Below are 10,714 nucleotides of genomic sequence, written 5' to 3' on the forward strand. Positions count from 1 at the left end.
CAGCCCTTCGCCGTTGGGGTTTTCGTCAATACAACACTCGGCTACCTGACTGCCCGCTGGCTCCCCTCCCATGCGCTAAATTGCATGTCAGAACTGATATACTGACGCCCCCGCCCCGCAGTGCTGCGTTAGCCCGCTGCGCCGCCCGCTGAACACTCATCCGGAAAAGAATGATTGATATAATGGCAAGTGCAGCCGTGGCTACGGATGCACATCAGACAGAGCAAGAGCATCACGATTCCTTGCAGGCGCATTTCCAGCCCAATATTTCGGCCGACGAGATCGAGCAGGTATTTCACTTGAAGCGGGCCCAGCCCCTGCTGCAAGTGTTTACGGCCCTGTTCCACGGCGGTTTCGATGGCGTGCTGGTGCGTCTGCTGGTGTTGCGCGAGCTGGCGTCCGATGCGGCCACGTCCGCCTATACGCGCGCCGATATCAACACCAAGCTGGCCTATTTATTGCCGGAAAGCCTGGAAACGGTCTTGCTGCGCCTGCGCTCGAACCAGTTGCTGGCCTGGGATGCGCAGCAGGGCGTGTACCGCGTCACGCCCATGGCGCGCAATGTGCTGTCCGCCATCGACAGCTTGCTGGGCCTGGGCCAGACGGAAGATGAAGCGGAAATGGGTTTCCTCCTGTCCCAGGTGGCCGGTGCGCAAGCCGTCGGCGGCGTGTCGGTCGAGCAGCTGCAGCATCTGCTGGGGCGCCTGGTGGATTTGACGGAGGAATTCTCCGACGCCATCGCTTCCGGTTCCGAATTTCGCCTGCGCACGGCGCAGGCGAAGTGGAACATGGCCTGCGACTGGGTGGAAAAAGGCTCCGAGATTCTCGTGGCGATCACGTCCGATGAAAACGCGGACAGCGCCACGCACAAGGCGGCGCAGGCGATCGGCCGCGCGCAAAGTAAATTGCTCAACATGCAAGGCATGTTTTCGCGCGCGCTGAACCAGATCGAGCGCCAGCGCGTGCACCTGGGCCAGTCGGGCCTGTCGACCACGGACATCAAGCGCTGGCTCTTGCTGCACGACGACCTGGCCAGCCTGGCCGAAGGCGCCATCGATCAGCCCGTCGTGCCCCTGTTCAGCACGCCGGCCGAGATGATCGACGTGGCCGAAACGGAACTGCTGTCCGAACGGGCGGCGGGTGTCATCAACACGGGCCTGCCCAGCGGAGAGGACGCGCCCACCACCATCAGCGACGGTCCCGCCATGCAGCTTGAACTCGATGACTTGCTCGAACGCCTGTCGAACTTTGCCAGCCTGGGCAATTTCCCCAGCATAGTCGAAGAAGGGCCGAAGTCCGTACCGGTGCAGGATTCGCTGCTGCCGGCCAGCTTTGCCGTGGCGTCCTACCGCGCCTCGATGCTGCCGCTGTTGGGCGACGTGTCCGAAGCGAGCTTGCAAGGCTCGACGGCCGAACTGGCCCGTTTGCCGATTACCTTTACACCGACCGACGAGATGGTCCAGCTGACCGACCCCCATGTGGCGGCCATGTCGATCGCCTCGCTTTCACTGAATGTTTCACTTGATTTAGATAGCGGCACTGCCGATGAATGACGATTCCCAAATCCTGATTGCGCGCCTGCTCACGCATCAAACCCTGCGCCGCGACGACAAGCTCGTCAAGCGCGTGCTGTCCGACGAGCTGTTCCGCGCCGAAATTGATGCGCGCCTGCTGGCCTGCGGCTTGAAACTGCTCGACAACGTGTATGCCGACCATGTGACTTTGGCACTGACGCGCACCATCGAGCCGAAGATCTTCGGCGCGCGCGACGTGTGGCAAAACAATAACTTCGGCCTGGCGCGCGATGGCGTGGCCTTGCTGGTGGTGCTGTGGGCGCAGATCATCCTGCCCAAGCGCGAACGCCAGGAAACGCATCAGCATGCGGATGACGACCAGAACGATATGTTTGGCACGGAAAAGCCGCTGCCGCGCGCGGAAGACGCCTCGATCGGCATTTCCTACAAGGCGCTGCTGTCGGACTTCGGCGACAAGCTGGGCAAGAAGACGCGCATGGACATGAACCTGGGCACCCTGGCCAAGCTGGGCTTCATCGAGCGGCGTGGCGACTTCATCCTGGAAGGTCCCTTGCTGGACCTGATGATGGATACCGACGTGCTCAAGGAACGCATCATCAACGGCGCGCTCGCCGACGTGTTCAAGCGGGCGCCCGCGCGCCTGGTGGCCGTCGACCTGGACGCTGATTTGTCCGCTGATTTGTCCGCCGACATCGGCGACTTGCCTGACGCGGGCGACGAGCCTGCGTCCGACCTCCCTCACTGAAAGCGCCCATGTTTCATATCAAATCACTTGAACTGGTGCACTGGGATTACTGGCAGCGCATCAAGAATATTCCGCTCGACGCGAAGATCATCACCATCGCGGGGCAGAACGGTTCCGGCAAGACCACCTTGCTCGACGCCTTGCGCACCCTGTTCGGCCTCGACTGCTCGATGGGCCGCACGTATAAACACTATGCGCGCCACTCGGGCCAGCAGACGGCCTGGCTGCGCGCCGTGGTCGACAACAAGAACGTGGGCAAGCAGCTGTCGAACCGCCCGTTCCGCAGTTCCGGCTTCTTCAGCGACGATGAAGTGACCCTGTTTTGCCAGATCCAGAAAAATGGCGGCGACTGGAAGCGCCAGTATCTGATGCGTCCGGGCAATGTGCAGATCGAAGACATCACGGATGCCAACGACTGGCTCGGTGTGGAAAACTACCGCAAGCGCCTGGCCAATGCGGGCCTGTCGCCGGCCATGTCGAAAGTGCTGGCGCTGGAGCAGGGCGAGACGGACAAATTGTGCGAATACGCGCCGCGCCAGCTGCTCGACCTGGTCTTCCAGGTGTTTGGCGACAAGGAAGTGCTGGACGCCTACGATGAAGCCAAGCGCCACCAGCGCGACACGGAAGTGGAGCTGAAACGCTTCGAAACGGAACTGGAAGCGTCGAAGACCAACCTGGAAGGCTTGCGCCTGCGCGTAGCCAATTACCACCAGTGGGAAGGGCTGCATAAAGAGCGCCGCAACCTGCTGGAAGAAGTGCTGCCCAGCTTGCAGTACCACGAGGCGCGCGAAAAAGCGGCCATCGCCAGCCGTCAATTGCGCGATGCGCGCAAGCCGATGGCGCAGGCGGATCAGCAGCTGACCGATAAACGCAATGCGCTGGCCGCGCAAGCGAAGGCCTTGTCCGACGCGCAGATGAACGAAACCCTGCTGGAGCAGGAATCGATCGGCTTGCAGAGCCGCTTGTCTCTGATCAATGCCAAGCTGAAACCGCTGGACAGCCTGCTGGAACAGAAGGACCGCCTGCACAAGCTGGCCGCCGACTCGGGCAGCGACATCGCCGAAGTGGCGGCCCAGCTGGAACAGAAGGAAGCGGAACTGTTGCGCCAGCGCCAGCAGCGCGACGCCCTGTCGGCGCGCATCGCGGGCGAGCAGGCGACCATTGCCGCGCTGCAAGGCAAGACGGCCATGCCGGAGCCGGACAATGTGCGCGGCATGCGCCGTGCATTGCGCGACGCGGGCATTGCCCACGCGATGCTGTCGGACATCGTCGAAGTGACGGACAGCCGCTGGCAGGGCGCCGTCGAAGGTATATTGGGCGGTTACGCCTCCGTCGTCTTGCTCGACAAGGCCAAGGATGCGGCTGCCGCCTACCGCCTGGCCGAAAAAGAACGCTACCGCCACTTCATCGTGCCGGACCTGGTCACGGCACCCGTCGCCAAAGACGAGAGCTTGCTGGCGGTAGTAAAATTTTCCGCGCCCGTGCCCAGCTGGCTGATCGAGCAATTGTCGCGCATTGCGCGTGTCGATTCCGTCGAAGCCGGTTTCAAGCTGGGCAACCACGAGGAATGGATCACGCCCGAGGCGTATCACCGCGAACGCCGCGGCGGGCGCTCGCTGTTCGTGGAAGCGTCGCGCTACCGCTTCGGCCAGGCTGGCCGCAGCGGCCGCCTGGAAGCGCTGCTGCGTTCCTTGCCTGGCCTGGAAGGGCAGGAAGACACGCTCACCCTGGCGATCTCGAAGCTGGCGGCGGAAGTGGGTGCCCTGAAGGCGCGCATCGCCGGCGTCGACGCGGCCAAGGAACTCAGTGCGCGCCAGGACGAATTTGCCGAAGCGCTGCGCAACTCGAAGCCGCTCAAGGAAGAGCGCCTGGAAGTGGGCGGCCGTCTGGGCGAGCTGCAGACTCTGACGAAGAACGCCACCGTGGCGCGCACGCGTGCCGATACCGTGTGGCAAAACGCGCGCCTGGCCTTGTCGGAAGCGGAAGCGGGTTCGCGCCTCGGCTACAAGAAGCAGATCGAACAACGCGCCGAGCATGCGCGCGCCTTGCTGGCCCTGCGCCATGCGTGGCGCCATTTGCCGAAAAGCTGGCGCCGTCCCGCGCGCCGCGCGGCGCTCGTGGCCGAGCACCAGAATGCGCACCAGGTCGATCTGCGCGTTGCCAGCCTGCAAAACAGCCTGGCGCGCGACGACTGGGAACTCGACGCCACCGTCATCGACCAGCATCACCGCCTGTCGGATCAATTGCATGGCCGCCAGTCGGAAACGGACGAGCGCCGCTACCAGAACAACCGCGCCATCGAAGCGACGGGCAATGCCCGCGGTGCCTACATGGAACGCTTGCGCTACACCATCAAGACGTACAGCAAGAACATCAAGGAGCTGGGCGAACTGGCCGGCATCGAAGTGCATGCCGACCCCGTGCGCCTGGAAAACGACGACGTGCAGCTGTCGCAGGCGGGCTTGCACGTGCGTTTCAAATTCGACGGCAAGGGCGTGATCGGCATGAACGATGGCGAAGCGTCGGGCGGCCAGCAAGTGATGAAGTCGCTGGTGCTCTTGATCGGCTTGCTGAAATCGGAAGACGGTTCCGGCGGCTTCGTCTTCATCGACGAACCGTTTGCCCACCTCGATATCCGCAACATTCAGCTGGTCGGCGAGTTCCTGAAAAACACGCAAGCGCAATACCTGATGACGACGCCGTTGACGCACAACACGGATGTCTACGATCCCTCGGAGCTCACTTTGATCACGAGCAAGAAGAAAAAGGATAGCCTATGGGCGCAACCGATTTTCGTGCTGCAGCGCCGGGTCGATCCCGTGTCGGGCAAGGTGGCGTGATGATCGCGCGCAAGCTCGTTCTGGCCGTAGCCCTGTCGCTGGCATTGACAGGCACGGCCATGGCCAATGACGGCATCGGCTCGGTCAGTGCCGGCGGCATTATCGTCGGCAAGACCGACGCCGTGGCCATGAAAAAGGAAGTGCTGACCGTCAGCGCGGACTTGATCAAGGTCGAGTACGAGTTCCTGAACGAATCGCCAAGCGATGTGGCAGAGACCATCATCTTCCCGCTGCCTGCCTACGAGGCCGGCTACCACCAGTCGCCCACGTATTACGGCCAGCCGCAGCAGTTCTCGATCGAGGTCGACGGCAAGCGCAAGGATTACCAGACCGTGCTGCTCGCCAAACTCGACGGCCGTGACGTGACGGCGCGCCTGGCGCAGCTGGGCCTGTCGGACGCGCAGGTGGCGTATTTTCCCTCGTTCAGCCCGTTCGAAAAAAAGGTGGCGCCCTTGAGCGCCGCGCAGCAAAAAGCCATGATCGCCGAAGGCTTGCTGGCCAAGCTGTCCGACGATGAAGAATGGGTGCCGGCCTGGTCCGTGACGGTGGTCTACCAGTGGCGGCAGACGTTCCCGGCCGGTAAAACGGTGCGCGTGCGCCATCAGTATGCGCCGTTCGTGGCCGCCGGCCCCGGTGCCTCCTACCTGGGCGAGGGCAAGGAGTTTGAACAAAAGTATTGCGGCGACAAGGCTTTCTACAAGACGTGGAACCGTTTGGCGGCGCAACAGGGCGAGAGCGGTTTCGTCAATGCCAAGTGGGTCTCGTACATCCTAAAGACTGGCAACACCTGGAAGAATGGCATCGAAGACTTTACCCTGAACCTGGTCAAGGGCAAGCCGGATGAGCTCATCAGCCTGTGCTTCCCCGGCACATTTACCAAGATCAATCCCACCACCTTGCAGGTGAAGCTGCGCAATTTCCGTCCGCAGCAGGATCTGAATGTGTATTTCGGCAATGTCGAGGGTGGCAGCGAGAATACGGGCGAGGCGCCTGCGCTGCGCCCCCATTATTTGCTGAAGAAATAGAAAGATATCGCCATGCCCACTCCGATTCTCCCCCGCCGTTTGCGTAGCCTGCTCCTGGGCGCGCTGCTTGCCGCGCCTGCAGCCTGGGCCGACAGCTATACCGATTTCCAGCAAGCCAGCGGCCAGCTGGAAGCGCTGATGGCCAAGGCGACGCCGCACAGCGGCTTGCCGCGCCTGGGCGACCCTGGCGTGGCGGCACTGTTTGCCCAGGTCGCCGATGGCCCGCGCCTGTTCCAGGCACCCGTGGCCGCACTGCAAGACATGAACCAGAGCGTGGCCCTGTGCGAGCGGGCGACCAACCTGGGCAAGGCGTATTACACGTTTGGCTTGCAACGGCCGCTGCTGCTGTCCGGCGCCGAGCTGCAGCAGGCGCGCCGGGAGCAGGTGACGCAGAACCTGGCCAATTATGGCGATGAAATGGCCGCCCTGTTTGCCTTCGGCGTGCATTGCCATGCGCACTTGATCGGTTTGATGGAACAGGAATTCAGTACGCAGCCGGCGGACGCGGTGAGCGGGCCCGAGCGCATGCGCGCGCGCGCGTTCAGCAAGGGATCGAGCACCGTGTTTGCGAACGTGGCGCAGTTCGTGCAGGTGCCGTTCTGGAATGTGGCGCAAAAGAAAGTCATGCTGGCAGCGGCGGCGCAGCACGCCACGGCGAATGCCAATCTGATGGCGCCACCCTTGCGCGAGCGCCTGCTGACCAGCTTGGCTGATGCGGACAAGGACCTCGATCCCGCCCTGGCGCCGGCGCTGACGACGATACGCGAGGCGCTGGCGGTGACGACGTGTACCGGCCTGTGCCAGTACTACTGATTTACTCTGCGGCCTGCAGCGGTTTGTTGCGCTGGCGCCAGCGCAGCAAGCCCCACGCATACATGGCGTAGTAGCCGATGACCAGGCCGTAGGCTGCCATGGTCAGCGGGCTTTGGCCGAATGGCGGCGGCGGCACGGGCACGTCCTGGCGCGTGTTCAGGTAGATTTCCATGCCGCGGTACAGCAAGCGGGCGATGAACAGCATCGTGATGGCCAGGCCCAGGTAGCGGTGCTGGGTAAAAAAGAAATCTTTTCCTGCTTGTTCGAAGCGCGTCAGCTTCAAGCCCAGCACGCCCAGCCAGCCACCGGCCAGCGCCGCTGCGCCCAGGCTGGACAGGGGCAGGACCTCGAATTTCGTCGTCGTCGCCAGGAACAGCAGCAGCGCGGGGAAACCGACGGCCACGGTCCAGTGGCGCCACAGTTGCGACTTCTGGCGCGCCACCAGTTTCTTCAGGCGCGAATAAATACGCCAGACCAGCAGCGGGACCAGGAACAGCAGGGCGAGGGTAGTGGTTTCCATGTAGGCAATCGGGTACGGTAAAACAGCGATTGTAAGCGAGATGGAGACGGGCGGCGATGCTTGTCAAACGGTAAAAGTTGCCGGTTGACATTTACATGGCATCAACGCACTATGCCTTGTCACAATGCGCCGCCATGAGCGGTGCGGTGCACTCGCTGCTTGTCACCACCTTCATCCACTGGAGTTTCATGTCTACTCGTTTGCCTTTGCTGCCCATCACTGTCGGCCTGTTGGCCTCTTCTTCCCTGGCCATGGCGCAAGATGGCGCTTATCAAGCCCCGCCAGCGCCCCTGCAAGCCATCGTCGATGCGCCGCGCGCGCCGACCCTGAGCCTGAGCCCGAAACGCAACCTGGCCGCCGTGCTGCCCACGCCATCCTTGCCCGGCATTAGCGAAGTGGCGCAGCCGGAACTGAAGCTGGCCGGTTTGCGCATCAATCCGCGCACGTATTCGGCCAGCCGTTTCAGTTTTCACACGGGACTGGGTTTACTCGACATCGATACGCAGAAGGAAATCAAGGTCAGCGGCTTGCCCGCGTCGCCCCGCATCGCCGACCTGGCCTGGTCGCCCGACCAGCGCTACCTGGCGTTTACGCACATCGCCTATGCCGATCCCTCCAAGGGCGTGAAGGAATCGGGCGTGCAATTGTGGCTGCTCGACGTGCAGACGAAAGCGGCGCGCAAGCTGGCCAGCGCGCCTTTGTCGACCGTATATGGCCGCGGTTTTTCGTGGATGCCCGACAGCAAGACCTTGCTGGTGCAGCTGAAACCGGCCAAGCTGGGCGCGGCGCCCGTGGCGAGTGGCATCCCGACGGGCCCGTCCATCCAGGATAGCGTGCCGGGCGGTGGCGTCAAGCAATTGCGCACCTATCCCGACCTGCTGAAAAACGAACAGGATGCGCAGCTGTTCGAACACTACATCACCGTGCAACTGGCCTTGCTGGACGTGGCGGGCAAGCAGCGCCTGGTGGGCCAGCCCGGCCAGTTTTCGCGCGTGTCGGCCTCGCCCGATGGCAAGCACCTGCTGACGACCAGCATCGTGCGTCCGTATTCCTACATCGTGCCGGCGCATGACTTTGCCCACCAGATCGACGTACGCGACCTGAATGGCAAGGTGGAGCACGCGGTGGCGTCCCTGCCGCTGGAGGAAGGTCTGCCGCCAGGCAATGATGCCGTGTCCGCCGGCGTGCGTTCCGTCAGCTGGAGGGTCGATGCGCCCGCCACCCTCGTGTGGGCCGAAGCGCAGGACGGCGGCGATCCGGCCAAGGCGGCCGAGATCCGCGACATCGTCTACACGCAGGCAGCGCCGTTCAGCAACAAGCCGGCCGTGCTGGCCAGGCTGGGCTCGCGCTATGCGGGCGTGGCCTGGGGCCGCGGCGACCTGGCCCTGCTCAGCGAAGCGTGGTACAAGACGCGCGCCGTCAAGCAGTGGAAAATTTCGCCAGATCAACCTTCCGCGCCAGCCGACCTCGTGTATGCGGGATCGTTCGAAGACCGCTACAACGATCCGGGCCAGCCCGTCATGCGTGCCGATGCGGCCGGCTTGCCGCGTTTGCTCATCGCTGCTGATGGTTCCATCCTGCTCGACGGCCAGGGCGCCTCGAAGGAAGGCGACCGTCCCTTCATCGACCGCCTGAACCTGGCGACGAAACAGAAGCAGCGCCTGTTCCAGAGTGCCGCGCCCTACTATGAAAACGTGGTGGCCGTGCTGGACGAAGATGGCAGCCGCTTGCTGTCGACGCGCGAGTCGCCGACCGAGCAGCCGAATTACTATGTGCGCAACCTGAAACAGCAGGGCGCCGCGCAACTGACGGCCCTCACGCATTTCCCCCATCCGTTGCCGCAATTGAAGGACGTGCAGAAAGAATTGATCCGCTACAAGCGCGCCGACGGCGTCGACTTGACGGCGACATTGATGCTGCCGCCGAACTACGACGTCAAGCGCGACGGCCCGCTGCCGACCCTGATGTGGGCCTATCCGCAGGAATTCAAGACGGCCAGCGCCGCCAGCCAGACCAAGGGTTCGCCGTACAAATTCAATGCCGTCAGCTACTGGGGCCCGGCCGCCTTCCTGTCCATGGGCTATGCCGTGCTCGACAATCCATCGTTCCCCATCGTCGGCAATGGCGAGCAGGAGCCGAACGACACCTATCTGCCGCAGCTGGTGGCCGATGCCGAGGCGGCCGTCGATGAAGTGGTGCGCCGTGGCGTGTCCGACCGCAACCGCATCGCCATCGGCGGCCACTCGTATGGCGCTTTCATGACGGGCAATTTGCTGGCGCACACGCGGCTGTTCCGCGCCGGCATCGCCCGCAGCGGCGCCTACAACCGCACCCTGACGCCGTTCGGCTTCCAGGCGGAAGAGCGCTCGTTCTGGCAGGCGCCGGCCGTCTACCAGGCCATGTCGCCGTTCAATTATGCGGACAAGATCAAGGATGCGCTGCTGATGATCCACGGCGAGCAGGACAACAACTCGGGCACCTTCCCCATCCAGAGCGAGCGCATGTTCCAGGCCGTCAAGGGACTGGGCGGCACGGCCCGCCTGGTGATGCTGCCGAACGAAAGCCACGGCTACCGCGCGCGCGAATCGATCATGCAGATGCTGTATGAAAGCAACAACTGGCTGGAGAAATATGTGAAGAACGCGGCGCCACCGGCCGCCGACGTCAAGCGGGCAGCGAAATAAGGGGCGCGCAGGGCAGGAGGCGCATTTCTCGTGGTATGGTCTTCTTTTGTCTGCAGGGAGGCCAGCCATGTACGTCATCCACGCCCACCGCGCGCCCGATCCGGCGCCCGTCGATGAACCGATGCCGGCGCCGGAGCCGCAAGAAGCGCCCGGGCGCCAGCCGGGGCCCGTGCACCCGGTGCCGCAGGACGATCCCGTGCCGCACCCGCACCCCAGTTAATCTCGTCAAGAAAGGCTGTTTCAGATGGCAATTGTCAAGGAAGTCTACACACGCAAGGTCAGCGGAGAATCGTTCGACTATGAACTCGATTACACCCAGGGCGCGGACGTGGCCTGGATTGCGCGCGTGTACCACGATGGCGTGCTGAAAGGCTCGCCGCACGGCGCGCTGACGGCCAACGTACTGTCCGGCCCCGCGCTGGAGCAATATCTGCGCGCGTATGTCGAAGGCATGATCGAGCGGGGGCTCGACGTGGCTGAGTAAGCTGTTTGCTGCAGTCAAACAAAAGGGCGCCGAGGCGCCCTTTGTTGTTTGTTGGTCGGGGTCAGACC

Annotated in this window: 9 protein-coding genes; 8 read left to right on the plus strand and 1 reads right to left on the minus strand. The window is 63.2% G+C overall.

All coding sequences use genetic code 11. From position 1 onward, the window contains the following. Nucleotides 1-182 precede the first annotated feature (182 nt). From CLU91_RS19115 to CLU91_RS19135, 5 genes are read left to right on the plus strand one after another with little or no spacing between them, the layout of a single operon-like run. Nucleotides 183-1,553, plus strand: coding sequence for a hypothetical protein (locus CLU91_RS19115; protein ID WP_100875404.1), 1,371 nt, complete (start codon nt 183-185; stop codon nt 1,551-1,553). Continuing rightward, on the plus strand, nt 1,546-2,280 hold the full coding sequence (locus CLU91_RS19120; protein WP_034753458.1) for a hypothetical protein: 735 nt from the start codon (nt 1,546-1,548) through the stop codon (nt 2,278-2,280). Before CLU91_RS19115 ends, CLU91_RS19120 begins: the two co-directional genes overlap by 8 nt. Nucleotides 2,281-2,288: 8 nt before the next feature. Beyond that, nucleotides 2,289-5,120, plus strand: a complete 2,832-nt coding sequence (locus CLU91_RS19125; protein ID WP_100875405.1) for an ATP-binding protein — start codon at nt 2,289-2,291, stop codon at nt 5,118-5,120. Next, nucleotides 5,120-6,145: a DUF4424 family protein gene (locus CLU91_RS19130; protein ID WP_157814734.1), complete on the plus strand. Its 1,026-nt coding sequence runs from the start codon at nt 5,120-5,122 to the stop codon at nt 6,143-6,145. Before CLU91_RS19125 ends, CLU91_RS19130 begins: the two co-directional genes overlap by 1 nt. Before the next feature lie 12 nt (nt 6,146-6,157). Next, nucleotides 6,158-6,958, plus strand: a complete 801-nt coding sequence (locus CLU91_RS19135) for a hypothetical protein (RefSeq protein ID WP_157814735.1) — start codon at nt 6,158-6,160, stop codon at nt 6,956-6,958. A 1-nt stretch (nt 6,959) separates the two neighbouring features. Here CLU91_RS19135 and CLU91_RS19140 read toward each other — a convergent pair whose 3' ends face one another. Beyond that, nucleotides 6,960-7,478 carry a hypothetical protein gene (locus tag CLU91_RS19140; RefSeq protein ID WP_100875408.1) on the minus strand — a complete coding sequence of 173 codons (519 nt, stop codon included), beginning with the start codon at nt 7,476-7,478 and terminating at the stop codon, nt 6,960-6,962. A gap of 188 nt (nt 7,479-7,666) precedes the next feature. On the opposite strand from CLU91_RS19140, the gene CLU91_RS19145 reads away from it, so the two are divergent. The 3 genes from CLU91_RS19145 (at nt 7,667) to CLU91_RS19150 (ending at nt 10,646) form a co-directional block, all read left to right on the plus strand. Further along, nucleotides 7,667-10,162, plus strand: a complete 2,496-nt coding sequence (locus CLU91_RS19145; RefSeq protein ID WP_232730799.1) for an alpha/beta hydrolase family protein — start codon at nt 7,667-7,669, stop codon at nt 10,160-10,162. A gap of 67 nt (nt 10,163-10,229) precedes the next feature. Continuing rightward, nucleotides 10,230-10,382 (plus strand): hypothetical protein, encoded by a 153-nt coding sequence (locus tag CLU91_RS28275; RefSeq protein ID WP_198521364.1) that lies wholly within the window; start codon nt 10,230-10,232, stop codon nt 10,380-10,382. A gap of 24 nt (nt 10,383-10,406) precedes the next feature. Beyond that, the gene (locus tag CLU91_RS19150) at nt 10,407-10,646 is read left to right on the plus strand and encodes a hypothetical protein (protein ID WP_034753464.1); all 240 of its coding nucleotides are present in this window, start codon (nt 10,407-10,409) and stop codon (nt 10,644-10,646) included. Nucleotides 10,647-10,714 lie beyond the last annotated feature (68 nt).

The sequence above is a fragment of the Janthinobacterium sp. 64 genome (assembly GCF_002813325.1).
Classification (GTDB): Bacteria; Pseudomonadota; Gammaproteobacteria; order Burkholderiales; family Burkholderiaceae_D; genus Janthinobacterium.

What these genes read in the sequence shown, in the direction of transcription:
- CLU91_RS19115 (WP_100875404.1), top strand. Translation starts at nt 183, where the DNA reads ATGGCAAGTGCAGCCGTGGCTACGGATGCACATCAGACAGAGCAAGAG.
- CLU91_RS19120 (WP_034753458.1), top strand. Translation starts at nt 1,546, where the DNA reads ATGAATGACGATTCCCAAATCCTGATTGCGCGCCTGCTCACGCATCAA.
- CLU91_RS19125 (WP_100875405.1), top strand. Translation starts at nt 2,289, where the DNA reads ATGTTTCATATCAAATCACTTGAACTGGTGCACTGGGATTACTGGCAG.
- CLU91_RS19130 (WP_157814734.1), top strand. Translation starts at nt 5,120, where the DNA reads ATGATCGCGCGCAAGCTCGTTCTGGCCGTAGCCCTGTCGCTGGCATTG.
- CLU91_RS19135 (WP_157814735.1), top strand. Translation starts at nt 6,158, where the DNA reads ATGCCCACTCCGATTCTCCCCCGCCGTTTGCGTAGCCTGCTCCTGGGC.
- CLU91_RS19140 (WP_100875408.1), bottom strand. Translation starts at nt 7,478, where the DNA reads ATGGAAACCACTACCCTCGCCCTGCTGTTCCTGGTCCCGCTGCTGGTC.
- CLU91_RS19145 (WP_232730799.1), top strand. Translation starts at nt 7,667, where the DNA reads ATGTCTACTCGTTTGCCTTTGCTGCCCATCACTGTCGGCCTGTTGGCC.
- CLU91_RS28275 (WP_198521364.1), top strand. Translation starts at nt 10,230, where the DNA reads ATGTACGTCATCCACGCCCACCGCGCGCCCGATCCGGCGCCCGTCGAT.
- CLU91_RS19150 (WP_034753464.1), top strand. Translation starts at nt 10,407, where the DNA reads ATGGCAATTGTCAAGGAAGTCTACACACGCAAGGTCAGCGGAGAATCG.